Annotated in this window: 20 protein-coding genes, 1 pseudogene and 1 riboswitch; of the genes and pseudogenes, 12 read left to right on the top strand and 9 right to left on the bottom strand. The window is 35.3% G+C overall.

The genetic code is table 11. The annotated features are described in order from the left end of the window. Nucleotides 1-195 precede the first annotated feature (195 nt). The 4 genes from J2S19_RS02850 (at nucleotide 196) to J2S19_RS02865 (ending at nucleotide 4,899) form a co-directional block, all read left to right on the top strand. A complete protein-coding gene (locus J2S19_RS02850) occupies nucleotides 196-1,038 on the top strand; it encodes an SDR family oxidoreductase (protein WP_307336924.1) in 843 nt (280 codons plus the stop codon). A 688-nt stretch (nucleotides 1,039-1,726) separates the two neighbouring features. Next, nucleotides 1,727-3,043, top strand: a complete 1,317-nt coding sequence (locus J2S19_RS02855) for an extracellular solute-binding protein (protein WP_307336928.1) — start codon at nucleotides 1,727-1,729, stop codon at nucleotides 3,041-3,043. A 71-nt stretch (nucleotides 3,044-3,114) separates the two neighbouring features. Further along, nucleotides 3,115-3,993: a carbohydrate ABC transporter permease gene (locus tag J2S19_RS02860; RefSeq protein WP_307336931.1), complete on the top strand. Its 879-nt coding sequence runs from the start codon at nucleotides 3,115-3,117 to the stop codon at nucleotides 3,991-3,993. 15 nt (nucleotides 3,994-4,008) lie between these two features. Beyond that, a complete protein-coding gene (locus J2S19_RS02865) occupies nucleotides 4,009-4,899 on the top strand; it encodes a carbohydrate ABC transporter permease (RefSeq protein WP_307336934.1) in 891 nt (296 codons plus the stop codon). Between the two features lie 275 nt (nucleotides 4,900-5,174). Here the strand turns inward: J2S19_RS02865 and J2S19_RS02870 are convergent, their stop codons facing one another. The 3 genes from J2S19_RS02870 to J2S19_RS02880 all read right to left on the bottom strand — a co-directional run bounded on the left by J2S19_RS02870 (nucleotide 5,175) and on the right by J2S19_RS02880 (nucleotide 7,926). Next, the gene (locus tag J2S19_RS02870) at nucleotides 5,175-5,879 is read right to left on the bottom strand and encodes a polysaccharide deacetylase family protein (protein WP_307336937.1); all 705 of its coding nucleotides are present in this window, start codon (nucleotides 5,877-5,879) and stop codon (nucleotides 5,175-5,177) included. Nucleotides 5,880-6,370: 491 nt separating this feature from the next. Continuing rightward, nucleotides 6,371-7,009: a polysaccharide deacetylase family protein gene (locus tag J2S19_RS02875; protein ID WP_307336939.1), complete on the bottom strand. Its 639-nt coding sequence runs from the start codon at nucleotides 7,007-7,009 to the stop codon at nucleotides 6,371-6,373. Nucleotides 7,010-7,059: 50 nt separating this feature from the next. Continuing rightward, on the bottom strand, nucleotides 7,060-7,926 hold the full coding sequence (locus J2S19_RS02880) for a GGDEF domain-containing protein (protein ID WP_307336941.1): 867 nt from the start codon (nucleotides 7,924-7,926) through the stop codon (nucleotides 7,060-7,062). Nucleotides 7,927-8,645: 719 nt separating this feature from the next. Here J2S19_RS02880 and wrbA point away from each other — a divergent pair. Beyond that, entirely contained in the window at nucleotides 8,646-9,251 is a 606-nt protein-coding gene (gene wrbA / locus J2S19_RS02885) for an NAD(P)H:quinone oxidoreductase (protein WP_307336944.1), read from the top strand. Nucleotides 9,252-9,296: 45 nt separating this feature from the next. Here wrbA and J2S19_RS02890 read toward each other — a convergent pair whose 3' ends face one another. Beyond that, nucleotides 9,297-10,343, bottom strand: coding sequence for a lactonase family protein (locus J2S19_RS02890; RefSeq protein WP_307336947.1), 1,047 nt, complete (start codon nucleotides 10,341-10,343; stop codon nucleotides 9,297-9,299). Nucleotides 10,344-10,653: 310 nt separating this feature from the next. Here J2S19_RS02890 and J2S19_RS02895 point away from each other — a divergent pair. From J2S19_RS02895 to J2S19_RS02905, 3 genes and pseudogenes are all read left to right on the top strand, one after another. Next, nucleotides 10,654-12,370 (top strand): annotated as a pseudogene (locus J2S19_RS02895) (ABC transporter ATP-binding protein). A gap of 985 nt (nucleotides 12,371-13,355) precedes the next feature. Continuing rightward, nucleotides 13,356-14,111, top strand: coding sequence for a DUF2087 domain-containing protein (locus tag J2S19_RS02900; RefSeq protein ID WP_307336950.1), 756 nt, complete (start codon nucleotides 13,356-13,358; stop codon nucleotides 14,109-14,111). Nucleotides 14,112-14,130: 19 nt separating this feature from the next. Continuing rightward, a complete protein-coding gene (locus tag J2S19_RS02905; protein ID WP_307336953.1) occupies nucleotides 14,131-14,487 on the top strand; it encodes a GIY-YIG nuclease family protein in 357 nt (118 codons plus the stop codon). Nucleotides 14,488-14,567: 80 nt separating this feature from the next. On the opposite strand, the gene J2S19_RS02910 is transcribed toward J2S19_RS02905, so the two are convergent. After that, nucleotides 14,568-15,350 carry a formate/nitrite transporter family protein gene (locus J2S19_RS02910; protein ID WP_307336957.1) on the bottom strand — a complete coding sequence of 261 codons (783 nt, stop codon included), beginning with the start codon at nucleotides 15,348-15,350 and terminating at the stop codon, nucleotides 14,568-14,570. Between the two features lie 117 nt (nucleotides 15,351-15,467). Beyond that, on the bottom strand, nucleotides 15,468-16,214 hold the full coding sequence (locus J2S19_RS02915) for a MurR/RpiR family transcriptional regulator (protein ID WP_307336959.1): 747 nt from the start codon (nucleotides 16,212-16,214) through the stop codon (nucleotides 15,468-15,470). Between the two features lie 215 nt (nucleotides 16,215-16,429). On the opposite strand from J2S19_RS02915, the gene J2S19_RS02920 reads away from it, so the two are divergent. Next, nucleotides 16,430-17,863: a glycoside hydrolase family 1 protein gene (locus tag J2S19_RS02920; RefSeq protein ID WP_307336962.1), complete on the top strand. Its 1,434-nt coding sequence runs from the start codon at nucleotides 16,430-16,432 to the stop codon at nucleotides 17,861-17,863. Between the two features lie 74 nt (nucleotides 17,864-17,937). Here J2S19_RS02920 and J2S19_RS02925 read toward each other — a convergent pair whose 3' ends face one another. Continuing rightward, on the bottom strand, nucleotides 17,938-18,852 hold the full coding sequence (locus tag J2S19_RS02925; RefSeq protein WP_307336965.1) for a class I SAM-dependent methyltransferase: 915 nt from the start codon (nucleotides 18,850-18,852) through the stop codon (nucleotides 17,938-17,940). 119 nt (nucleotides 18,853-18,971) lie between these two features. Beyond that, complete coding sequence (locus J2S19_RS02930) at nucleotides 18,972-20,318, bottom strand: YjiH family protein (protein WP_307337508.1); 1,347 nt, start codon at nucleotides 20,316-20,318, stop codon at nucleotides 18,972-18,974. A 437-nt stretch (nucleotides 20,319-20,755) separates the two neighbouring features. Between J2S19_RS02930 and J2S19_RS02935 the strand changes: the two genes are divergently transcribed. Both J2S19_RS02935 and J2S19_RS02940 read left to right on the top strand, forming a co-directional pair. Further along, nucleotides 20,756-22,546: an ABC transporter ATP-binding protein gene (locus J2S19_RS02935; RefSeq protein ID WP_307336968.1), complete on the top strand. Its 1,791-nt coding sequence runs from the start codon at nucleotides 20,756-20,758 to the stop codon at nucleotides 22,544-22,546. Nucleotides 22,547-22,734: 188 nt separating this feature from the next. Beyond that, nucleotides 22,735-23,328, top strand: a complete 594-nt coding sequence (locus J2S19_RS02940) for a histidine phosphatase family protein (protein WP_307337511.1) — start codon at nucleotides 22,735-22,737, stop codon at nucleotides 23,326-23,328. 132 nt (nucleotides 23,329-23,460) lie between these two features. Here J2S19_RS02940 and J2S19_RS02945 read toward each other — a convergent pair whose 3' ends face one another. Continuing rightward, entirely contained in the window at nucleotides 23,461-24,645 is a 1,185-nt protein-coding gene (locus J2S19_RS02945) for an MFS transporter (protein WP_307336971.1), read from the bottom strand. Nucleotides 24,646-24,849: 204 nt separating this feature from the next. After that, a riboswitch (purine riboswitch) is annotated at nucleotides 24,850-24,949 on the bottom strand. 276 nt (nucleotides 24,950-25,225) lie between these two features. Here J2S19_RS02945 and J2S19_RS02950 point away from each other — a divergent pair. Then, nucleotides 25,226-26,227 (top strand): substrate-binding domain-containing protein, encoded by a 1,002-nt coding sequence (locus tag J2S19_RS02950; RefSeq protein WP_307336974.1) that lies wholly within the window; start codon nucleotides 25,226-25,228, stop codon nucleotides 26,225-26,227. Nucleotides 26,228-26,245 lie beyond the last annotated feature (18 nt).

A 26,245-nucleotide genomic window follows, 5' to 3' on the forward strand; every position in this document is an offset into this window, starting at 1 on the left:
TAATCTTTCCCTTTTTTATACGGCATATGTAAGAGTCATCCATTTCTGTCCGATAGGGTGATTCTATGTCATTAACATGATAGTAAAATACGGCATTTCATGAGATAAGTATCAAACTAATAACCTAAAATGTAAGCGTTGTAATAATGTGATACAAAATCTTACGTTAAGTAGGAATAAAGTGGGGGTTGAATGATGGTACCAATACATAAAGCGTTAGAAGGTAAAGTAGCAGTCGTAACAGGTGGCGGTGGTGTATTATGCGGTTGTATGGCAAAAGAACTTGCAAGACAGGGAATGAAAGTAGCTGTCTTAAATCGAACTTACGAAAAGGCAGAGGCAGTCGCTAATGAGATAAAGGAAAATGGTGGAGATGCATTAGCTGTTGAATGTAATGTCCTTGATAAGGAAAGTGTTGCAAAAGCCGATGAACTAGTATTTGGAAAGTATGGCCCATGTGACTTGTTAATCAATGGTGCAGGTGGGAATCATCCGAAAGGAATCACGACAAATGAAACCTTTTCATTAAATGATTTAGAAGGGGACATGTCGACTTTTTTTGATTTAACAACAGAGGGATTCCAGTTTGTTTTTAACTTAAACATTATTGGTACTCTTATTCCAACACAAATTTTTATGAAAAGAATGGTCGGTAAGACTGGAACTGTTATTAACATCTCCTCAATGAGCGCTCCTAGTCCTATGACAAAGGTACCTGCGTACAGTGCAGCTAAGGCGGGAATTGAAAATTTTACAAAATGGCTTGCAGTGCACATGGCTGAAACAGGTATTCGTGTTAACGCAATAGCACCTGGCTTCTTTTTAACAAAGCAAAATGAACAGCTCCTTAAAAATGGAGATGGTACGAATACGGAAAGAACAGAGAAGATATTAGCACACACACCAATGAGAAGATTAGGCAAACCTGATGATTTATTAGGGACGTTACTTTGGTTGGCAGATGACACAACAAGTAGTTTCGTAACAGGTATAAGCGTTCCTGTCGATGGTGGTTTTATGGCATACTCCGGTGTCTAAAAGAGAATCATGATGAGATAATTCTGAACTTAAGCTAATTGGTTATTATTTTTCGAAATTAGAAGAATTTGGGGGAATGCTTCTAATAATGTTACATACGTTTTCATTCATGAAATGAACGATACATTCATTCATTCGGTTTATAGGGTTTTATCATAAAGGAAATGGGAGAATAGAAATCTTTACAAAGGGTTTATAGAATATAGAATTGGGTAATATAATTTCATATTACAAGGGATATGTTAAATATCTTGTTTTTATTCATGCACTAGTTGATTGAAGCACCTGCTCTGAATCCTGCTTAGAGAGTCGTATAGTAAAATACATATACTGAAACAATCATAATAATGGGTGCTTCAAAACAACTTGACCAACCGCTGTATTTAAAAGACATGATTAACTTTTCATATAATTGTGTTGTATTTGATGAATCTGTCTACGTTTTTGAGGCACCCTCTTACTGAAATTCTGCACTGAACATTTGCAAGTACCTCTGAAAGAATCACCTCAAATAGACTACATACTTTTCTATATATAGGATGAATAACCTAATAATAAACAAATGTAAGTGCTTTCTAAAAAAAGTGGTATTTTTCCCAATCATAGATGCCTATTTTGGTTGCGCTTCCAGTGATATACTTTATCTCGTAAGGAAGTTATATAAAAACAAATTAGGGGGTTTTACAAGATGAAAAAGAAAACGTTTTCCGCTTTAATGTCTTTTGCATTAGTTGGCGGACTAGTTTTAGGGGGATGTTCATCATCTGATGAAACTAAAGGCTCAGATTCGGGTTCTGGTAAGTCAAGTGGAGATAAAACAGTAGTTAATATGATGCATTTATGGCCAGAAGGTAGTTCAAATGCACAATTCTCTATCGTTGATGACATCATTACTTCTTATGAAAAAGAAAATCCAGATGTTGATATTCAAACAGAAATTCTTGGTAATGAGCAATATAAAGAGAAAGTTAAAGTATTATCTGCTTCTAATGAATTACCAGATGTAGGGATTACTTGGGCAGCTGGTTATATGCAACCATTCGTTGAAGGAAACATGTTTGCACCTTTAAATGACATCATTAAAGAAGACCAATTCGTTGCTGGAACTCTTGATGCATTCTCAGTTGAGGATCAAACATATGCGTTACCTTTAGAATTAAACATTACACCTGTTTATTACAATAAAGAAATTTTTGAAAAGAACAATCTAGAAGTACCAAAAACATATGATGAATTCTTAAATGTTGTAGAAACATTAGCTAAAAATGGTGTTACTCCAATCACATTAGGTAACAAAGACCGTTGGACAGGTTCAATGTGGTACATGTACCTTGCAGACCGCATCGGTGGTCCTGAAGCATTAAATAATGCGATTAATCGTACTGGTAGCTTTGAAGACCCATCATTAGTAAAAGCTGCTGAGGAAATCGAAAAACTTGTTGAAATGGATGCGTTTGTAAAAGGATTTAACGGCTTATCTAACGATGAAGCAAAAGGTTACTTTATGAATGAACAAGCTGCTATGTACTTAATGGCAACTTGGGAATTACCAAACTACACAACTAGTCCTGACGTTGAACAAGAATTTAAAGACAAAGTCGGTTACTTCAAGTTCCCTACTTACGAGGGTGGAAAAGGTAACATTGACAGTTTTGTAGGTGGACCTGGCGTTGGTTTATTCGTTTCTGAAAACTCTAAAGTTAAAGAAGAAGCAAAAGACTTTGTTGCTTACTTAGTTGAAGAGTGGGGCAAGCGTTCTGTTGTTGATGCTGGTGTAATTCCTGCAACTGTTGTAGATACATCAAAAGGCGACCTTGACCAAATGTATATTGATATTCTTAACGACTTAGGAAATGCAACTAACTTAACACTTTATGCAGACGTTCAAATGTCAGCTGGTGTAGCGGATGTTCACTTAAACCAAATTCAAGCACTATTTGGTGGACAAACAAATGCAAAAGACTTTACAAAAACGCAAGAAGAAGCTCTTGCTGCAGAGAAATAATCATTGCTTAGGAAGAGGGCATAGCATATAATATGCCCTCTTCTATATAGAAAGGAAGGGACTAAACCACTATGAAAAATGTGATGTCCAACAAATCAGTTATTGCCCTTTATACACTTCCTGCTTTACTTCTCATTCTAGTAATTATCTATATCCCAATTGTATTATCAGGTTACTATGGTCTAATGGACTGGGACGGCATTGGTCAAATGACGTTTATTGGGTTAGAAAACTACGCAACATTAATTAAGGACTCTTACTTCTGGACAAGTACATGGCATTCATTCCTTTTAGCAATATTCTCAACTGCCAGCTTATTGTTATACCTAGCTATTTCACTTGTATTAGTAAGTAATATTAAGGGTGCAGATTTATTACGAAAGATTTATCTCATTCCAATGCTTTTATCTTCTGTTGCCATTGCACAGCTTTGGATGAAGATTTTTGACCCGACAAATGGTATGGCTAATAAAGTTCTTGAATTTTTTGGAGCAGAAAATTTACCTGTTTGGTTAGCAGATCCTGAAATTGCATTATTTGCAATTTTCATTCCGATTATTTGGCAATACGCAGGTTTTTATATTCTAATTTATTATGCAGCATTAAAAAATGTACCAAATGAAGTAATTGAAGCAGCAAAAATTGATGGGGCAAATCCCGTACAAATCGCGTTCAAAATAAAATTACCACTTATTTCAGGAGTTTTTAAAGTAACAATTATGCTTGCAGTTGTTGGATCATTGAAATATTTTGATTTGATTTATGTAATGACTGGTGGAGGACCTAACGGAGCTAGTGAAGTTATTGCCTCTTATATGTATAAAGAAGCGTTTAAATTAAACAACTTTGGTTATGGTAGTGCGATTGGTTTTGGTTTATTAGTTATCTGTTTAGTGATGACTTGGTTAACTACGAAATTAACGAAATCTAAAGAAGATGTTCAATATTAAGGGGGAGTGAACAAGATGAGTAAGGTTAAAACACAAGAGACAAACAAACATTCCGTACCCGAAAGAGAGAAGAAGTCTTCCTTGAACAGAATCGGATTTGGATTTCTTTATCTTATATTAGGGGGATTTGCAGTTATTCAAATCTACCCATTAGTTTGGCTGTTATTCTTCTCTTTAAAAACAAATAAAGAAGTGTTTGGCTTGTCTCCATTTGCCCTACCGCAAGATCCGCAATGGGGGAACTATACAAAAGCCTGGACTTCAGGTAATATTGGGGTTTACTTTTTTAACAGTGTTTGGATTACAGTAATCTCAGTTGTATTAACAATCATTCTTGCAAGCTTTGTTACATTCGCAGTAACAAGAATGCATTGGAAATTTAGTGGGGTAGTTCTTGGATTATTCTTAGTTGCTTACATGATTCCATTACATTCAACAATTATTCCGCTATTTAAAATGTATAATAGTACAAATTTAATCGACAGCCCAATTTCTATTGTATTATCATATACAGCATTTAATTTACCGTTAACAATTATGATTCTATTAGGGTTCTATCAAACGTTCCCACGAGAAATTGAAGAAGCAGCTGTTATGGATGGATGTTCAGTACACCGTATATTCTTCCAAATCACGCTTCCAATGACTGTGCCGGTTATTTCAACAACAGCGATTATTAACATGATTTATAACTGGAACGAATTTGTATTTGTAAATACATTTATTAGTTCTGATAAATGGAAAACACTAACTGTTGGGATTAACAATTTCGTAGGACAGTATTTAACAGACTGGGGTGCTATCGGAGCAACTCTAGTAATCAGTATTGTACCGATTTTACTTATCTTCTTATTCTTAAGTGATAAGATTGTTGAAGGTATGGCTGCTGGTTCAGTTAAAGGTTAATAACAACATATATGGAGACAGATAGACTTAATTCACCTTTTGTAAGAGATGATACCTATCTGTCTTATTTTTTCACTCCTCAGGTCGAAAAAAATTAAGTCCTCTTGAAAAAAACTACGTATAATTTTTCACCTTAATTACATGAAGAATACTCTAAATTAGTAGTAAAAACCAATTAGAATAAGAAGGTTCGGGAAAGTAGAAGTACCCTAACCTTCTTATTTGATTTAATTACATATGAATGCCTAATACGCTTTTGAATAATAGATATGAGATTAGTCATTCAATTTTTGTAGTGCATCGACAGTCGTAAATGTATATCCTTTATCTAGTAATGTCTGAATAATTCCCTCAATTACTTTTATTTCCTCGCCAGTTTTATCGTACATAGGGTGTAATAAAATAATTGAACCAGGAGTAACTTTCTCTATTACATAATTTATCTTTCCTTCTGTAGTATTGGAATGATTATCTGGTTCGAGATTCCATGTGATTGTTTCTTTGTTAACCTTAGATAAGTAATATGGTAATCCCACTAGCTTTTTTCCATTAGGGGGTCGAAAATCGATTTCCTTTTTATAGCCTAACTTCCGAATTAGTTCGTCTGTTTTGATTATTTCGTCCTGGATAAATGAAGGTGATTTAAAAACCATACGTTTATGTGAATAAGTATGATTTCCTACTTGATGACCTGCATTTACTATTTTCTGTGCTTCTTTAGAATGTTCTTCAATCTCATTGCCAATAAGAAAAAAAGTCGCTTGTATATTGTACTTTTTTAAAAGAGGGAGAATTTGATTTGTGTTTTCAGTCGGGCCATCATCGAATGTTAAAGCAACAATCTTTTGATTTGTTTCCACTTTATCGGTTATGCCGTCAAAAAATTGAAAAGTCCTCGAATTCATTACCTTATATGTACTAAACAAAAGAAGTAAAATAATCAAAAATGACGTACTAATAATTAATAATCTTCTCTTCATGATTAGTTCTCCCTAGTCTATAGCATAACCTTAATAGACTTTATCAACTTATAAATATCTATTTTCTTAAAGGGCTGTTTTCGTAAAAAATATTTTTGCTTTTAACTGAGTTGTAGTTTAGGGTTTGTCTCCGCTACAGTACTCACGGGTAGCGGGGTGGGTGGTGAGCCTCATAGCTCCTTGCGGCACGAACAAGCAAACTTCAGGTCATCTCCCTACGATAAGTCATCATCGATTCTCCATTCGTGATTCCTTTGGTCTTAGTCGATGCCCCTCCAGTTTGTACGTCGATGGGCAAGCCGCCTACGCTTTTCGTTCTCCTCAGCGTAAGGCCTGCTCACGTCTCACCCTCCCACGCATCCCGCAGAAGTCTCGCACTTACGCTACAACAAACCCTTAAATAGGTTAGTGCAAAAAGCTACAATTTTTTAGAAAAAGCCTTCTTAAAGGATGAGTGCAACAGGATTTTTATGCTTTTGTCCCAGCCGTCACTAAACAGTGATTGTTTTCGTTTGCATTTTCAATAACTCGCTAATTGTTACAAGTTGATAGCCTTCATTTAACAATTCGTGAACAAGAATACGAACGGCTTTGACCGTTTGTGACCGATCGCCAAAACCATCGTGGAAAATAATGATACTCCCGCTCTGAATATGATTTCTAGTTTTTTGAACAATATGCTCGACACCGGGTTGTTCCCAATCCATAGCGTCCATATTAAGAGCACCGATCGTTTCGTATCCAAATTGTTGGACAATTGCGTGAGTATGCTCATTATAGTCTAAATAGGGTGGACGGAATGTGTTGGGCTTGTTTCCGGTAATTTGTTCAATAATGCCTTCTGTTGCAGCTATTTCCTCAAAACATTCTTCATCATTGAGTTGCGTTAACATCGGATGTGTAAACGTATGATTGCCGATTTCATGACCTCCATTAACTACCTCTTTAACGGTATCTGGATGTTTCTTCATTTGCTCGCCTATCATAAAAAAGGTTGCCCTGCTTGAATATTCATGAAATATATCTAAAATCTGCTTAGTATACAGTGGGTTTGGTCCATCATCAAAAGTGAATGCTACGATTTTTTTATCTGTATTAATTTTAGTGATTACATGTACTTGTTTATTCATTTTTATCCCCTTTTTCTATTATGTTGTGCTTGTTTAGAGAACATGATTGTTTATGGCAGTGATTTTGCAACACAATTTCTCCCCATATCCTTTGCTTTATACAAGGCTGAATCAGCCCGTTTTAATAATGTATCCTTTGTATCTCCAGCTACATAGCTCGCAACACCAACACTTGTTGTTACTTGTTTTACAATAGGGAAGTCATTTTTTACAATTATTTCCCGTAGAAGATCAGCTAAATTAACTGCTTCAGCTAATGAACGTGTAGTTAAAACTATAAACTCTTCACCGCCCCACCTCCCAATAAATTCATGTTTATTGAGACTAGATGATAGGGTAAAAGCGAATTCCTTCAATACCAAATCACCACAATCATGCCCATATTGGTCATTTATTTGCTTGAAATAATCAATATCAAAAAATAATACAGATAGAGCTTTTTCTTTGTTTGCAGCTTTGTTAATGTATTGGTCAAATACGATGCTGACTTTTCTCCGATTTGCTATGTTAGTCAATGGGTCAATATACGCCATTTCTCTTACTGTTTGGTACTCAGTATGCACAGCTGTTATGTATTGAAACGTATATACAACAACAATGTAGATAAGGCATGCAATGTAATATCGTATGATTGAATCCACTTGCATACGTGTTAAGTCATTATAAAAATAAACCCCAATTAAAAAGTGGAGAGACAAAACCACTAAAGAAGTGGACAAGCCAGCTTTTTTTCCAAGGGTGAGAAAGAGATAAATGATAAATAGAGGCATCCAAATGATGAAATCTCCTAACGAGTCATCCAATTGTACTAAAAATTCCACTTTAATTGTTGTGAAGAATTTCCAAAATAGATAAACAGATATTAATAAAATATTTATATATTCATGGATGCGGATGAACGGAGCTTTCTTTAACAAGAAGATACTTATCAAAAAATAAGTGCTTAATGAAGTTAATATCATCTCATATATGAAATTGTTAATATCTAATAACAAATTTATTGAAAAATATAGTATGGCGATAATACTAGAAAAGAGGTAAATGATTCTCTTTATACTATACTATCTAACGAGTTAGCTGTTTCATTCAAATGTATTGTCCCTTTCAATGATGTAAGTTAAATTCGTCATACTTTATTATTATAACCTTTCTCCTTATGAATATTAACCTCGTAATTCCTACGATTCTTATAAAAAGGCTGTATTCGTAAACATTGTTGCTTTGAACTGAGTGGTCGTTAGGGTTTGTCTTCTTTACAGTACTCAGCAATAGTGGGGAGGGTGCTGAGCCCGATAGCTCCTTGCTGCACGAACAAGCAAACTTCAGGTCATCTCCCTACGAAAAGTCATCATCGATTCGCCATACGGCTCATCGTGTTTCCTTTAACTCAGTAGATGCCCCTCCAGTTTTTACGTCGATGGGCAAGCCGCCTGCGGTTTTCGATTTCCTCGGCGCTAACGCCTGTGGGGTCTCACACTTCCGCTCCTACCAACCCATGATAAATTTTGTGCTAAAAGCAACAATCTTTTAGAAATGAGCCTATAAAAATGAATTATGAAATAGATGACTAAATGTTCTAATCAGTGAAATACTAACGATGCTTAAATATTTTATACATACGAAGGAGTTGTTCATTATGTCAAATGTTAAGTTAGCGGTAATCTACTATAGTTCAACAGGAACAAACTATCAATTAGCAAAGTGGGCAGAAGCTGGTGCGAAGGAATCAGGTGCAGAAGTAAAAATACTAAAAGTACCAGAAACAGCACCTGATGCTGCGATTGATTCAAATCCTGCATGGAGAGCACATGTGGATGAAACAAAAGATATTCCAGAGGTTACGTTAAATGATTTAGAAGAGGCAGATGCAATAATTTTTAGTGTGCCAACACGATTTGGAAATATGCCATCACAAATGAAAGCATTTTTAGATACAACCGGTGGACTTTGGTTTAACGGGAAGCTTGTTAATAAAGTGGTTAGTGCAATGACTTCAGCCCAAAACCCACACGGAGGACAAGAGGCAACTATTTTATCGTTATATACAACAATGTATCATTGGGGTGCAATCGTTGCTGCACCAGGTTACACAGACCAAGTATTATTTAATGCTGGTGGCAATCCATACGGTACAAGTGTAACCGTAAATCAAGACGGTAAAATGGTTGAGGACGTTGAAGCAGCAGTTAAGCATCAAGCAAAGCGGACTATACAAATTGCAGAAGCTATCAAAAAAGCGTAAAGAAAAAGGGGTGACTCATACTAATTTGAGTCACCTCCATTTCTTCTAATGATGTAAAAATTTCACACAAACAGGAAATGGTACTTCAATATCGGATTGAATGACCGATAATTTACCCGTCACTTCATCACGAGCAAATAAAACTAAGTTACCGCTCTGTTCATTTGAAGCGACGACATATTTTTCAGACGGATCAAGTGAAAAGTCTCTAGGCCAATCTCCTTCTGTTGATACATATTCAACTAGAGAAAGTTCCCCATTTTCCACATTTACACTAAATACTGCGATACTGTTGTGACCACGATTTCCTGCATAGACAAATCTTCCATCAGAGGAAATATGAATGGCACTACCTTGACTGTTGTCTGTAAAGTCTTGCGGAATTGTTGAAATATATTGTAATTCAGTGAAAACACCTGTTTCAGCATTATAGCTTAGTGTAACAACTTCATTACTTAGCTCTGTCATCACATAAGCAAACTTACCATTGGGATGGAATGTAATATGTCTTGGTCCACTTCCAGCCTTCAATAATAACGTGTGAGCCTCTGTTAAAGTACCGTTATCATTATGATATGTTATCACTTTATCAATTCCTAAATCAACAGCAACAACAAAGCGCTCATCAGGTGTAAAGCCTGCATAATGCGTGTGAGGCTTTTCTTGTCTCTCATGTGGTCCTTGACCATTATGCTGCATAATTGAGGATGCAGGTTCTACCGTTCCATCTTCATTCGTAAGAAATGCTTCAACTGTACCGCGATGGTAATTTGCCGTAACTACTTGACGACCATTTCTATCAATACTTACATGGCAAGGAGAAGCCCCCTCTGAAACTTGACGGTTTAATTCTGTCAGTGAACCAGTTTGATCATTAATCGCATAGGATGCAACACCACCGTTACTTCCATCCTTAACGACTGCATAAAGATATTTATTATCACTGCTTATATTTACGTATGTAGGGTTATCTAATTGTGCTTCAAGTTTTACAGGAGATAACGAACCTGCTTTAGTATCTAGTGAGAAGCTATAAATTCCTTTACTATCACCTTTTGTATATGTACCAATGTAACCTTGTAATATTGTCACATTATTCGCTCCTTTCAAAATCGTAGATTAATTCTTCTTATTATATCGTTTGTTCTTTCATGGAGACAACTTTTTCATACCATCTTTTCGAATTTATTGGTAATATAGTAATTATTTAAACGAGGCTATTAACTTACATATTGTTGCTTAGTATATGTATTGGATTATTTTGTAGTCGTACGCAGTTTAGCGGGTGAGTAGTAGTCCTAATCTGTATATAAAATCTCGTAATTTTACCAATCATCCATTACTATAATGAAAGTACAACAATAGAGGATGTGCCTTAAACGAATGGAAGGAGAAAAGGTAAATGTTAAAGCGCTTTTTTAGCTTTTTATGTACCACATAAAAAGCTATTTATTATTGATTTTAGTAGTGCGATTATTGTCGCTTTATTTGAGTTAGCTTTTCCGATAGCTGTACAATGGTTTATTGATTCACTCTTGCCGACTGAAAATTGGTCGATGATTGTCACGGTTAGTGTTGCTCTGCTAATTGTGTATATTCTAAGTACACTTTTACAATATATCGTCAATTATTGGGGCCATATGCTCGGTATCAATATTGAAACAGATATGAGAAAACAGCTATTTCAGCATGTTCAAAAGCAATCATTTAAGTTTTTTGATAATACGAAAACGGGAAATATTATGAGTCGGATTACCAATGATTTAATGGACATTGGAGAGTTGGCTCATCACGGACCAGAAGATTTATTTATTTCTATTATGACATTTGTCGGGGCATTTTGGATAATGTTTACCATCAATGTAAAGCTTGCACTCGTAGCATTAATTATCCTACCATTTTTAGGCTGGTTAATGATTTATAGTAACATTCGCATGAATCGTGCATGGAAAAAGATGTATGGTGAAATTGCTGATGTAAATGCACGTGTTGAAGATAGCGTTTCAGGCGTACGTGTTGTTCAATCATTTACGAATGAAAAGTTCGAAAATCAACGCTTTCAAGCAAATAATAAGAAGTTTCGGAAAGCAAAGCTTGGCGGCTATAAAGTCATGTCATTTAGCTTATCTGGAATTTATATGATGACACGTTTTGTTACACTTGCTGTCCTAGTAGTTGGAGCATGGTTAAGTTACACAAACCAACTTTCTTATGGTGAATTGGTGGGGTTTGTTCTATATGTAAATGTCCTATTCAAGCCTATTGAAAAAATCAGTGCTTTAATGGAGCTTTATCCTAAGGGAATGGCAGGATTTAAACGATTTACCGAGCTAATGGACGAGGATCCAGATATTGTTGACAGAAAAGATGCTGTTGAAGTAAAAGCCCTTCGTGGAGATATACGCTTTGAAGGTGTAACGTTTGGTTACGATAATCATAAATCGGTCTTGCAAAATATTGACTTATCGATTAATGCAGGTGAAACTGTAGCATTTGTCGGCCCATCTGGAGCAGGAAAAACAACGATCTGTTCATTGATACCACGTTTTTATGATGTAAGTGAAGGTGCAATTACAATTGATGGTATTGACATACGGAATATGAAGAAAGAGTCCCTACGCTCACAAATTGGGATCGTCCAGCAAGATGTCTTCTTATTCACAGGTACATTACGCGAAAATATTGCTTACGGAAACTTAAATGCAACACAAGAAGAAATTGAATTAGCAGCGAAAAGAGCACATTTAGAAAGTGTCATTGCCTCATTACCAAATGGCTATGATACACAAATCGGAGAAAGAGGCTTAAAGCTTTCAGGTGGTCAAAAGCAACGGATTGCAATCGCAAGGATGTTTTTAAAAAATCCGCCAATCTTAATTTTAGATGAAGCGACATCAGCTCTTGATACTGAAACAGAAATGATCATTCAACAGGCATTAACAGAGCTCTCAAAAAATCGAACAACCTTAGTCATCGCCCATCGTTTAGCAACAATACGTAATGCAGACCGTATTGTTGTCGTAACAGATGAAGGGATTGCTGAGGAGGGAAGTCATGATGAATTACTCGAGAGAAATGGTATCTTTGCAAAGTTGCACGAAGTTCAATTTCAAAAATAGAAACAATTGAGGTGGAACAAAAGGTTATCGGCAAGGGAAAATCAGTACTTACTATTTTCTAACTTCAATTTAATATCGACTATACGCTGGTAAGTCTCAAAACAGGTTCTCCCCCTTTGGTGGGGGGAGTTTGTCTTCTTCAAATGGCTATCAAGATTTCTTGGGAAATGGCCATTGCTAATTTCTTGTATACGCTGCTTGTGGTAGACGTTTTTCATCAGGTTTATGAAGATGATTTTCGATCAGTCCCCGTAAAAAATGGTCTTCATCAGATGTATGAAGACGATTTTCGAACAGACCTCGTAAAAAAATGGTCTTCATGAGGTGTATGAAGACGATTTTCGAACAGATCTCGTAAAAAAATGTTCTTCATCAGGTGTATGAAGGCGATTTTCGAACAGACCTCGTAAAAAAATGGTCTTCATCAGATGTATGAAGACGATTTTCGAACAGACCTCGTAAAAAAATGGTCTTCATCAGATGTATGAAGACGATTTTCGAACAGACCTCGTAAAAAAATGTTCTTCATGAGGAATATGAAGACCATTTTCGTTCAGATCTTGCGTTCAGACTTTGCTTAAAAAACACCTTCATCCGCCTAATGAATAGGCCACGACAAAAACGAAGCCTTTTGAATCTAATAACCTCTCCCAAGCATTCCGAAAGAATGACTCTCGTATTTAACTCCAGTTAAACTCTTTGAAATTATATACATGATAAAAACCTTAGTAATATACCGTTTTCGTAATGTTATTTACATTATGGATTAATTTACTAGAGTTTTTTTCCTTTGACTCTTACTATTACAATTATTCAATTTATGGATGTAAAAGATTGAATCTAAACCAATTCAAGGACAAGAGGAGAAGAGTTTTAATGCGTAAAGGAACACAATAATGAATACATTGCATAAATACAAACATTAATATATAATGTTTATTAAATAGCAAACGAATATAAAATATGTTTAGAAAAGGTGTGAACTATGTTAGGACAAAGTGATAATATTTGGGATGCAGACATTAATGACCTGAAACAAGGATACAAAGAAAATGCAAATGCATATACTTGTCTGCTTTGTGGGCAAAGACTTGAAAAAGGGCTTGTGTTTCATCATGAAGATGTTTTTTATGAAGCAGAGAGATTCATGAAGGTGCATATTGAAACAACACATCAATCGGTTTTTGACTATTTAATCGACATGGATAAAAAGGTCACAGGGTTAACGGATCACCAGAATAAGCTTCTTCGTTTATTCTATCAAGGGAAGAACGATACAGAAATTCAAAAGGAACTAGAGGTAGGGAGCACATCGACGATTAGACATCATCGTTTTGCACTAAAGGAAAAAGAACGGCAGGCGAAAACGTTTCTAGTCTTAATGGAGTTATTGAAAGAAAAAGATGAACATGCACCAGCGTTTGTGCCACCCCATCATACAGCAACAATGTTAGATGACCGATATAATGTCACATTCGAAGAGCAAAATTCAATCATAGCGAAATATTTTTCCACCAATAAAGAGAAGTTAACGAAATTCCCTACAAGAGAGAAACAAAAAATTGTCATTCTAAGAGAAATCGCTAATCGTCTAGAGGACAATAAGACTTATACAGAAAAAGAATTAAACGAAAGGTTAAAACGACTCTATGATGATTACGTGTTAATTCGAAGGTATCTAATTGAATATGGATTTGTAGACCGTAAGCAGGATGGTAGTCAATATTGGTTACGAAAATAGACAGGAAGCAGGGAAGATAATGGAACAAAGGAAGGAAATAAAACGACTCTATAAAGAAACACCTGTTGTTGCAGGGGTTTATCAAATACACAACAAAATAAATGGGAAGAGATTTATTGCAAGTACAAGAAATATCAAAACATTAAATGGCGTAAAATTTTCATTGGAAACAGGTGTATATGTTGTAAAAGAGCTACAAAATGATTGGAAAACATATGGTTCAGATAGTTTTGAGATAACAGTGCTAGAGAAGCTTAAAAAGAAGGAAGATAGTTTGTACGATGAAAAAAAGGAACTTGAAAAGCTAGAAACGAAGTGGTTGGAACATTTTCAGCCATATGATCTCAAAGGATATAATAAAAGAAAAATGAAATAAAAAAATAAAAAGTCAGACCCCTCTAATGCATCATAGCTATTTTCATGCTGCAGGAGGGGTCAGACACTTAGCATCATATTTTAATTGTCATCGAAGTTAGGCTTATTAACATAATAGTACATCCACCCCATTAAAATTCCTCCACCAATTAAATTACCAAGTGTAACAGGAATTAAATTATGAATGATACCAGCTACTGTGAATGTATCTGGTGGGTTTGACACAAGGGCAATTGCGAAAGTACACATATTAGCGATACTATGCTCGTATCCAGAGATAAAGAAACAAAACACAAAAAGAATCATTGTAAACAATTTAGCACCGTCCCCTTGGAGTCTCATTGGAACGAAAAATGCTAAACAAACAAGCCAGTTACATAAAATCCCTCTGAAAAACAATTCAGATGTTGACAAATGGACTTTGGCATCTGCCACTTTTAAAAGGAATGTGTTTGCAGATGGGTCTGAGAATAGCCCAGTTGAATAGATAAAAAATGCGAAAAAGGCAGCGCCTAATATATTTCCAAAATAGCTGGTTAACCAAAGCTTTAATACTTCAAGCCAGCCCATTTTTTTTCGGAATGCTGTATAAGAAAAATAAAAAGTATTCCCTGTAAATAAATCACCACCGCCATATACAATAAGGATAATTGCAGCCCCAAATGTAACAGCTGCGATTGGATATGCAAATGGAGATTGTTCTAAGTAAAAGAAGTTACCTGCTTTAAATGCTACGATAACCCCAAACCCGATAAACATACTTGCAAGCATAGCACGTAGTAAATAGCGAAAAGGGCTTTGTCTAAAAGTTTTTTGTTTTTTAAATGCAAGTTCCTCAACTAAAACTAGGGCATCTTTTTCCATATTATGATCACTCCGATGTATGTTTCAATAAGTACACATTCATTATACATGAATCATTATGTCTAAGTTTGTGATTTATATCACAAACTTAAATTTTCCGATTATAAAGCAATAATTCTATTTATTTTTATATATGATTTCTTGTTGTAGCTTGTAAAGTTCTCGTGCGATTGATTCTAAAATATAGACCACAGGTACTTGTGTTGTTATATTAGCTTTTTCATAAAATTCTTCGGTTACATAATAAGGAATGTTAACGTCTGAGATTTTTGCAATAGTGGAAAGCCCTTGATTTGTTATGCTGATAATTTGGCTGCCTTCCTTCTTCAATTGATGAAGATGTGTGACTGTAAAAGGATTCTCTCCAGAAACAGATAAAGCAATTGTTACACTATTAATCATTAAATGAGAATGGATTGGAAAGTGCGGATCTTTAATATACATTGAAAATTTACCTAGGCTTGAAAAGTATCTGGCTCCATACTCAGCTAGAATACCAGAACTGCCGATGCCGATGAAGATGACACTTTCAGCCGAAAAAATAGTCGTTGCAGCGTGCTTGATTTTGCCTTCAATATCTCCACTTAATGTCCTCTCAAAAAATTCTACAACGGAATGATTTGTACTTTTTATGCTTGTCTTATTTTTTTCATGGAGCTGCATTTTTAACATCACTTTAAATTCTGTGAATCCCGCGCAATTTATCTTGCGACAGAATCGTAGAATTGTTGCTGTAGATACATGTGTTTCGTCTGCTAACTCACGAATTCTCATATAAGGCACTTTTTCGATATTATGGATGATGTAATTATATAATGATGTTTCTAGCTCGTTAAATGAGGAAATAATTTCAGGTGTAAACATAGTAAGTGATTGTCTCCTTTTTTAGCCGAACGAATGATTATATGATACATGATGTTACATTGATGAAACAAGTAACCACCTCTGTTAATAGCTACTAGATTCTTCTTGAGCATTTACGTTCTGATTATTTACCTCTATGATTTTAATAACGCCGATTATAATCAATGTTTGTATGCACATAATAGAAAAATGTATGATTAATTGGAGGTTTACACATGAAGACATATCAATTTCCTAAAGGATTCTTATGGGGTGGAGCAACAGCTGCGAATCAAATGGAAGGTGGTTTTAAAGAAGGGAATAAAGGCTTGAACATTGCTGATGTCCTTCCAGGTGGGAAAGAAAGATTAAATATTTTACAAACTCCTGGCTTTAAATTTGAAATTGAAGATGGGAAATTTTATCCGAATCACGAGGGTATTGACTTTTATCACAAATATAAAGAGGATATCGCCTTATTTGCAGAATTGGGCTTTAAAGTTTTTCGCATGTCAATTGCTTGGACGAGGATATTCCCTGAAGGTACAGAACTGGAACCGAATGAAGAAGGGTTAGCATTTTATGACCGTGTCTTTGACGAACTTCATCGATATGGAATTGAACCAGTAGTAACGATTTCGCACTATGAAATGCCTGTCAATCTTGTAAGAGAATTTGGTGGGTGGAGAAGTCGTGAAGTTGTTCACTTTTTTGAACGTTACGTGCAAGCAATCTTGCATCGTTATAAGACGAAAGTGAAGTATTGGATGACATTTAATGAAATTAATAGCGGCTTAGAATTCCCGATTATGGGCCTCGGGTTTGCGATTCATGAAGAGGCTGATAAGTATCAGCCAACATTTCAAGCATATCACCATCAATTTTTAGCAAGCAGTATGGCGGTCAAGCTTTGTCGCGAACTTATCCCTGAAGCGAAGATAGGCTGCATGATTTTATATGCACCTGTGTATTCATATGATTCAAATCCTGACAATGTTTTATACGCTTTAAAAGAAGCACAGCTTTTTAACTACTTTTGTAGTGATGTACAAGTTCGTGGAGAATATCCTAGTTATATTAAACGCTACTTTAAAGAACATAATATCCAGTTAGACATTCATGAAGGTGATTTACAATTAATTAAAGAAAATACTGTCGATTATATCGGATTTAGCTACTACATGTCACGAACTGAAAAAATTGAAAAGAAACCAGAAGAGATGGGTCAGGGCAATATATTAGGTGGTGTAGTCAATCCTTTCCTACAAGCAAGTGATTGGGGTTGGTCAATTGACCCAGTAGGTTTACGGATTTCATTAAATGAGCTGTATGACAGATACAGAGTGCCACTCTTTATCGTTGAAAATGGCCTAGGTGCAAAGGATAAAGTCGAAGAAGATGGAACGATAAACGACGAATATCGGATTGACTATTTACGAAATCATATTACAGCAATGGGAGAAGCGATTGAAGATGGCGTTGAATTAATGGGATACACTCCTTGGGGATGTATCGATTTAGTAAGTATGTCTACTGGTGAGATGTCAAAACGATATGGTTTTATTTATGTAGATCGTCATGATGATGGAAGCGGTACATTGCAACGTAAAAAGAAAAAATCGTTCGTATGGTATAAAGAGGTTATTGAATCGAACGGAAGGAATTTATAACTTGTTTAAAACATATATAGGCGAATAACAAATGGCAGAGCTTTTCAAAAGAAAAGCTCTGCACATAATTGTATTTATTTTTTTACAGCATGAATATAATGAATCGTTTCAAACGCACTTAAATAATCATTGCGGTGATGAAAATAGAGATCCTGTATCATAGCCGGCGTTAAATGTTCATAAATAAGTAAACCACAACTTTGTAGTAGACGCTCAAGTTCATGATACGTATAGCACGCTTTCATGGGCTCACCACTAGCAGCAGCCATTTTCACCATATTTTCAACACGATTAAATCTTCCTTTTACCTCAAAAAGTCCTTCATCAGCGTAATCTAACACGATCGAGCTCCCTGTTGGCAGCTTGGCGAATAATGTACGAAGTAGACTAGCTAAATCTTCCTTCGATAAATAGTATGAAACCCCTAATAAGCTAATAAATGTTTTGTTCATTTTAAAACCTTTTGCTACTAAAGGCTTCATAGCAATTGGACTGGTAAAATCCATTTCTACAAAATGTAAATAGTCAGGAATTTCTATATTTGCACGTTTTAGTTTTTGCTTTTTAATGTGCTGTGTAGCAGGATGATCGATCTCAAAAATTTGTAGATTACTTGCTGCCTCTGGATGTCTAAAACAGAACGTATCGAAACCTGCCCCAAGGATGAGATATTGTTGAATACCTAATTTTTGTTCATTTAACAGTACTTTTTCACAATAAGCTGAGCGTGATAGTGTCGTAGGTGCAAGTTGTATTTGGATAATTGACTTTAATAACTCGTTAGGATTGTCTTGAAACGTTTTAACAAGTTCACTCTCTAAATATTGAAATCCTTTTATTAAAAGATTTCGAATCTCATTATACTCCTCGTTTGAGAAAAATTCTTTTGCAATATTGTCATCAAAAACGATTTCTTTGTCAAACTGACTATGGTAGGCTCTTCCGAAAGTAGTCATTAAAGAAGTAACACTAGGTTTATTGTTATTCATCTCATCATCCCCACGAAAAAAAGATTCCCCTGGCCAGGAGAATCTTATTATACACAGAAAAATGAATTTGGTAAATTATAGCACAAAAAACTTTTTTTGTCAAGATGTATAAACCCTTCTTAAAAAATAAAATGGGCCATGACAACGATTACTGGTAACGAAATAATTGTTCGTAGAATGAAAATTATCACTAAGTCAAGGAAGGAAACAGGTAATTTTGACCCAAGTAACAATCCACCAACCTCAGACATATAAATTAACTGCGTAATTGAAATACACCCTACAACAAATCGAGTCATTTCACTTTCGATGCCACTACCGATAATCGCAGGTAGGAACATATCAGCAAATCCGACAACCATTGTTTCAGAAGCTGCAGCTGCTTCAGGTATTTGCATCCATTCTAAAAGAGGGATGAATGGGTATCCAATAATCGTAAACAGAGGTGTATATTCAGCGATTATGAGTGCTAGGGTACCAATCGCCATTACAATAGGCAGTACCCCAAGCCACATATCGAAAACATTTTGTAAGCCACCTTTTATAATGGTGCTGTAACCTTGATTTTGTTTTGCTTTGCGAACAGCTTGCTGAAGCCCCCATTGAAATTGTGACTGATGCTGCGGAGTCGACTCTTCTTGTTGCTGCTCACCGTTAATATACGTATTTGCTTTCCTCGAAAGCGGCGGAATCCTTGGTATTAGCAATGCGCAAACTAAGCCAGCTAATACGATTGTTAAATAAAATGGAGCAAAGTATTGATCGAGTTTCAAATAATTAACAATTACAATTGTAAATGTAATAGACACTACAGAGAATGTTGTTCCGATAATTGCTGCTTCCTTCTTCGTGTAGAAGCCGTCCTCATACTGTTTATTCGTTAACAATACACCAATCGTACCATCACCTAACCATGATGCTAAGCAATCAATCGAGGAACGTCCAGGGAGTTTAAATAACGGTCTCATGACCTTCGTAAATAATGCGCCACACAATTCTAAAAGACCAAAGTCTAGTAATAGTGGTAAAAATAATCCCGCAAATAAAAAGACAGCAAATAATAAAGGAATTAAGTCATATAGTAATAATCCTCCGGTGTTTTCTGACCATATTGCTGCTCCGCCAACTTTAAATAATGCAGACAAAGAAAAAAGCGCTCCTAGAAGTCTAGAAATTTGCCACATCCATGAGACGTTAAACAATTTTTCGAGAAATAGAGAATCCATAATAAAACCTGGTTTAAAAAGCTTCGCAATCAATGATAAAAGTGCAGATACTGTTATCAGGAATGTACCAATATAGGGCAGAGAACCACCTAATAAACCTTCAACAAATCCAGCTAATGATGCAACAGGTATTGTGAAATTTCCGTTTATAGAAAAAGGTACAATAAACAATAGAACACCTATTACAGATGGGATAATAAATTGCAAATAATCAAGCGTTTTAAAGGATTCCTTATCCATTAATCCTGTTTGTTTTTCCAAAAAACACACCTCTTTTCAATTCATATAATCACACTTCAAGATTAATGAAGTTTTTGTTTCTCAGTTAATCGTGCCAATTTGAAATGATACCATAATTTACAGATGAATAAGTAATGTTTTTGATTAAAATATGAATATTTTTTCAAGGAATGCTAAGTACAAACAATTTCATAGCACAATAATGTTAAATGAATATATATGTAAGTTTCTTATTAATATACCCATGAAATAAAATCTAAGTAACAAAAATAAAGTATGTCCGTGTTGTTATAGGGGATATTTGTAAAAATGAGGATATTGAGTGGGCTACATTTTTATACATTGACTTGCTATTTTAAGCATAATAAAATAGACAGATACTAATCGATAACTTTATAAAAAGTTAATATGTATTTGATGATGGGGAGGGCAACAAGATGAAAGCAAATCAAAAGCCGCAATCATTTGATTTTGAACAACGTTTCAGAAATGGACCTGGAAAAGTAGAAGGTGCGTTTAAGACGCTATATATGTTATATAAAGGTCAATTTCATAATATTGCACTTTCTTTCTTTTTCTTTTTAATTAAACATTCACCGGTATGGATTATTCCAATTATTACTGCAAATATGATTGATATTGCAAGTAATCCAAAGGAACATAGTACTACTGAGCTTTGGATAAACTTAGCGATCGTAGCATTTATTATTATTCAAAACATTCCTTCACAGCTACTCCATATTAGTTTCTTGAGTAAGGCATCCCGTCATGTAGAAGCGGGTTTAAGAAGTACTTTAGTTAGAAAGTTGCAGCATCTATCGATTTCTTATCATAGCGAGCTCAGGTCAGGGAAGTTACAATCGAAAGTTTTAAGGGATGTAGAAAGTATTGAGTTTTTATCGAAGCAGATTATGTATTCTTTCTCGGCTGCATTAACTAGTGTTGTCGTTGCGATTGGAGTTACAGCAAGTAAAAATTTGCTTGTCGCACTTTTTTTCGTGTTAGTTATACCTGTCGCAATTCTATTAGTCTACTCTTTTAAACGGAATTTACAAAAGAAAAACAATGAATTTCGAAAACAAATTGAAACGATGTCAGGGCAGGTTGCTGAAACATTGACAATGATACCTGTAACACGTGCACATGGACTTGAAGATCTAGAAATTAAGAAAACAGACCATACATTATCAAACTTAAAAGGGAAAGGCTATAAGCTTGATATTTCAGAAGCATATTTCGGTGCTACTGGATGGGTCGTCTTTCAGCTCTTTCAAATGTTCTGTTTAATGTTTACTGCATTTCTTGCATATCAAGGTCAAATAACAGTTGGCGATGTTGTTATGTATCAAGGCTTTTTTACAACTATTTTAATGTCAATTAATCAAATTATTAATGTATATCCACAATTAGCGAAAGGTTATGAATCAATTATTTCTGTTTCAGAGGTATTATTTTCTACACAAACTGTTGAATATCAAGGGAAAAAGAAACTAGCTGAAGTAAATGGAAAAATCACATTTGAACATGTAAATTTCCATTATACAGATTCAACGAAACATGTGTTAAATGATTTGAACCTTGAAGTTGCTGCAGGCGAATGTGTAGCACTTGTTGGTGCTTCAGGGGCGGGGAAATCAACTGTGTTAAGCATGGTGTTAGGCTTTTATCGTCCGAATGAAGGTCGGCTGCTTATTGATGGTGTTCCTTTTGATGATGTTCATATGCAATCGTACCGTCGCAAACTTGCTGTAGTCCCTCAAAATACAATTTTATTTTCAGGGTCAATTAAAGATAATATTACATATGGAATGCAAGATGTATCAGAGGAACGACTTCAAGAGGTCATTGAAATGGCTAACCTTCAAGATGTGATTGACGATATGCCAGAAGGTCTAGACACGATGATAGGTGAACATGGTGGCAAGTTATCAGGTGGTCAAAGACAACGTATTGCAATTGCTAGAGCGATTATTCGTGATCCGCAAATCATTTTACTAGATGAAGCAACATCAGCACTAGATAACGTATCCGAGTACCGTGTTCAACAGGCAATTCAAAAGCTGATTAAAGGGAGAACAACGTTTATTGTCGCACACCGCCTTTCAACAATTCGAGATGCTGACCGTATCATTGTCATGCAAAATGGTACATGTGTTGAGCAAGGCAGCTTTGAGGAACTGATGAATAATAAAGGTGAATTTTATAAGCTTAAGCAATTACAAGCTTAATAGATTGCAAGCTACACTAAAAAAGGGTTAGACATCACTTAAACACTAGAGTACAGAATGGAAATGCTTGTGATGTGATGTCTAACATTTTACATTCTCGTCATCATGCTATCTAAAAACAACATAGACCAACGCACGTTCTGAATGGTACTCTAGAAAAAAGAACATGTCTATCTGGAGTGATTAACATTAGTACGATTAGTATTGTGAGACACGGTGAAACAGACTGGAATATAATCGGTAAATTACAAGGTCAAACAGATATCCCTCTAAATCAACATGGAATGGAACAGGCTATGTATTGTGGAAATTTCTTGAAAACTGAAAAATGGGATGTCATCATTACAAGTCCGTTAAAACGGGCAAAACAAACTGCCGAAATAATTAATAAATGCTTGAACCTTCCGATTGTTGAAATGGAGGAGTTTGTTGAAAGAGGTTTCGGTATCGCGGAAGGTATGGAACAAGAGGAACGGCTTGAAAGGTTTCCAACAGGTATTATTCCTGATCAGGAAGAAATGAATTCTTTTGAAAATCGCGTCGTGACAGGTATTGAGAAAGTTAGACAAAGGTATTTCCAACAGAAAATTGTATTAATTGCTCATGGTGCTGTGATAAATGCATTGTTAGCTAATCTTTCTAATGGGGAAATTGGGACTGGCAAAACCGAAATTGTTAATGCTAGCATTAGCAATATCCAATACAATGAAACAGGCTGGAAAATTAAAGAATACAATATTATATCTCATCTTCCATTAGATGAAGATTTTCAGTTTGCTTAAAACGTTATTTAGTAAATGCGGATGGAAATCAGCCAACTCGGATTACTACTTATCCGAGTTTTTTGCATTCTTCTAATTTTTTATACGATACAAAAAAGCGATCCATAAGAATCGCTAGGTGATATATCTGAATTAAGAATGTGATTTAACATTTACAACTATTTCTTCGTTAAGCTCCTTCTTTCTAGTTAGAGAAAAGACCGCACATAGTAAAGAAATCAAAACGATAATCGCTCCAAACCAAGCAGTTGTTGAGACTGTACCTGTTTGACTCAACACGATGCCACCAATTGCTGAGCCGAGTGAAATCCCAACTTGTAGCGCTGAATTATTGAAGCTTTGTTGGATATCTGATGTGAGTGGGTCGGTTTCAATTAAATAACTTTGTTGTGCAGGGGCTAAGCTCCAGCTTAATGCTGCCCAAATCATCATGATTGGGATAAATACAATCAGTGAAAAAGTACTAAATGGTAAGATAAATAAAATAATAGCAAAGGCACTAATGACTGTCAGTATGCTTTTGCGTGCTCCTAATGAATCAGAAAGAATACCCCCGAACGCTCCACCGCTCACAGCTGCAATTCCGAATAATAAATAACAAATGCTAATCCATGTAGAATTAAGATGGAGTTCCGTTTCAAGGAATGGTGTAAAATAAGCATAAACAGTATAATGGCCCGCAAGCATAAATAGTGTTGCAAGATGTGCGCTGCCGATTTTTGCACTTGCAACAGCTTTTAATTGTTGTGAAAGTGGGATTGATGTTTCACCTGGGATTTTTTCTAAGAAAATAACGATTAAGATAAATGAACCTATCGATAAAAGAGCGATTCCTAAGAAAATTACACGCCAACCAAATAAATTAGAAATTAAAATTCCAAGCGGCACACCCATTACGAGCGATGAGCTAATCCCCATATAGATGAGTCCTAATGCCTTTGCACGGTGTGTTGGAGCAACGATTTTAGCAGCAATCGTTAACGACAAAACAACGATAAGTGCCGTGCTCATTGAAGTGAATATTCGTGCAACCATCATTAATGTAAAGCTTTGACTAAAATACGTCATCATATTTCCGATAAAGAAAACAAATAAAGATACTAAGTAAATCTTTTTCCGCTCAAATTTGCTAGTTAGAACAAGCAATACTGGACCTGCAATTGCATAGATAAGAGCAAACACCGTGATAAGCTGTCCAGCACTACTTAAAGAAATACTAAAATCGTCAGCAATCATCGGTAAAATGCCACCGACAATTAATTCAACTAGACCAACTGCAATCGTTGATAAAGCGAGGATAAAAACACGTATGTTCATAACTTAACTTCATCCTTTCTATATTTTAAATAGTTAATTGCTAGCTCCTGTAAAATTAATTTTTGATTGTAGCATTAAGTACGTACGACAGTAGGCTTCTATCAGCACGTTTTTCTCGCAGTAGTATATTAACCATTCCGCTTCAATCGTAAAGTAATAGTGTTATAAGCAGCTAAAAATAATAAAAAACCCCAATTACAAAAAACGAATCATTTCATTTTCTGTAATCAGGATTTTAAGGTTCCTGGTAGAGACCCTTAAGCCATATCCTTAAGGTTATACAGGTATAAAAATATAAAATTTGAAGTACGAAGATGAGTTTACTAAAAAATTGAGATAAATTCAAGTATTTAAAATGGAAAAGAGATTAACATGATAATACAGTTATAATAGATTAAAATTGTTTGAGGAATATGTAATTTAAATTTGAAAAAGATAATTTTTAATTGAGGAAGACAAGCAGGGGTTCATTGGTATTTCCAAGGGAAAGTGGTATCTACTAGTATAATAGAGATTATCAAGTTAAATGAGGTGGTATAGCTAATACGTACTTCATTTATGGAATAGAGGTGTAAATGTAATGAAGAAACTCTTATATGTATATGTACTTCTTTTTATACTTTTTTTTATGTTTATTTTTCATATCTATTTAAGGCACCCCTTGACGAATCCGTTTAGTAAATATGATGAACAATTGATTAATGACGATGGTGATGAATATGTAATGGTCACGTTTCAAGCGGGTATTGATTACTGGAAAAATGCAATAAAAGGGTTTGAGGACGCAGCAACTGAATTAGATGTCTATACTGAATACCGTGGCGCGACTCAATATGATGTATATGAACAAATTACTGTACTTGAACAAGTTATAGCAAAGAAGCCTGCCGGAATTGCGATTTCTGCAATAAATCCAGATGAGCTGAACACAACGATTAATAAGGCAGTGGAGGCGGGGATTCCTGTTGTATTGTTTGATTCGGATGCCCCAGAGAGTGCTGCGCACACGTTCCTAGGTACGAATAATTATGCTGCGGGTGAAGCTGGTGCCAACAAAATGGCTGATTTATTAGATGGAAAAGGAAAGGTAGCGGTTGTTACCTTACCAAAACAGTTAAATCATCAGGAAAGAACAAATGGGTTTATTGATACAATTCGCGATAAACACCCAAATATTGAAATCGTTGCAATCAAAGATGGCAAAGGAGACCAGCTTAAATCTGAACAAGCAGCACGAGATATTTTACAACACTATCCAGATGTAAATGGTATCTTTGCGACGGAGGCAAATGGTGGGGTAGGAATCGCAAATGCACTTGAAGCTTACAACAATAACGAATTGAAAATCATTAGTTTTGATACCGACAAACAAACACTTGATAAAATTAGAGATGGTCATATTTCGGCTACACTAGCACAAGGAACTTGGAATATGGGGTATTGGTCGTTGCAATTTCTAGTTCAGCAAAATGAAGAGTATGATCATGGTCTATATACAGGCACAACGAAACTACCTAACTATGTGGATACGGGAATTTCTATCGTGACAAATGATAATGTCGAGGAATATTATGCAGATTGAACTAATAGAAACGAGAGT

This window comes from Metabacillus malikii (assembly GCF_030813355.1).
Classification (GTDB): Bacteria; Bacillota; Bacilli; order Bacillales; family Bacillaceae; genus Metabacillus; species Metabacillus malikii.

What these genes read in the sequence shown, in the direction of transcription:
- J2S19_RS02870 (WP_307336937.1), bottom strand. Translation starts at nt 5,879, where the DNA reads ATGAAGAGAAGATTATTAATTATTAGTACGTCATTTTTGATTATTTTA.
- J2S19_RS02905 (WP_307336953.1), top strand. Translation starts at nt 14,131, where the DNA reads ATGGAACAAAGGAAGGAAATAAAACGACTCTATAAAGAAACACCTGTT.
- J2S19_RS02915 (WP_307336959.1), bottom strand. Translation starts at nt 16,214, where the DNA reads ATGTTTACACCTGAAATTATTTCCTCATTTAACGAGCTAGAAACATCA.
- J2S19_RS02850 (WP_307336924.1), top strand. Translation starts at nt 196, where the DNA reads ATGGTACCAATACATAAAGCGTTAGAAGGTAAAGTAGCAGTCGTAACA.
- J2S19_RS02930 (WP_307337508.1), bottom strand. Translation starts at nt 20,318, where the DNA reads ATGGATAAGGAATCCTTTAAAACGCTTGATTATTTGCAATTTATTATC.
- J2S19_RS02935 (WP_307336968.1), top strand. Translation starts at nt 20,756, where the DNA reads ATGAAAGCAAATCAAAAGCCGCAATCATTTGATTTTGAACAACGTTTC.
- J2S19_RS02945 (WP_307336971.1), bottom strand. Translation starts at nt 24,645, where the DNA reads ATGAACATACGTGTTTTTATCCTCGCTTTATCAACGATTGCAGTTGGT.
- wrbA (WP_307336944.1), top strand. Translation starts at nt 8,646, where the DNA reads ATGTCAAATGTTAAGTTAGCGGTAATCTACTATAGTTCAACAGGAACA.
- J2S19_RS02950 (WP_307336974.1), top strand. Translation starts at nt 25,226, where the DNA reads ATGAAGAAACTCTTATATGTATATGTACTTCTTTTTATACTTTTTTTT.
- J2S19_RS02910 (WP_307336957.1), bottom strand. Translation starts at nt 15,350, where the DNA reads ATGGAAAAAGATGCCCTAGTTTTAGTTGAGGAACTTGCATTTAAAAAA.
- J2S19_RS02865 (WP_307336934.1), top strand. Translation starts at nt 4,009, where the DNA reads ATGAGTAAGGTTAAAACACAAGAGACAAACAAACATTCCGTACCCGAA.
- J2S19_RS02875 (WP_307336939.1), bottom strand. Translation starts at nt 7,009, where the DNA reads ATGAATAAACAAGTACATGTAATCACTAAAATTAATACAGATAAAAAA.
- J2S19_RS02925 (WP_307336965.1), bottom strand. Translation starts at nt 18,852, where the DNA reads ATGAATAACAATAAACCTAGTGTTACTTCTTTAATGACTACTTTCGGA.
- J2S19_RS02920 (WP_307336962.1), top strand. Translation starts at nt 16,430, where the DNA reads ATGAAGACATATCAATTTCCTAAAGGATTCTTATGGGGTGGAGCAACA.
- J2S19_RS02860 (WP_307336931.1), top strand. Translation starts at nt 3,115, where the DNA reads ATGAAAAATGTGATGTCCAACAAATCAGTTATTGCCCTTTATACACTT.
- J2S19_RS02855 (WP_307336928.1), top strand. Translation starts at nt 1,727, where the DNA reads ATGAAAAAGAAAACGTTTTCCGCTTTAATGTCTTTTGCATTAGTTGGC.
- J2S19_RS02900 (WP_307336950.1), top strand. Translation starts at nt 13,356, where the DNA reads ATGTTAGGACAAAGTGATAATATTTGGGATGCAGACATTAATGACCTG.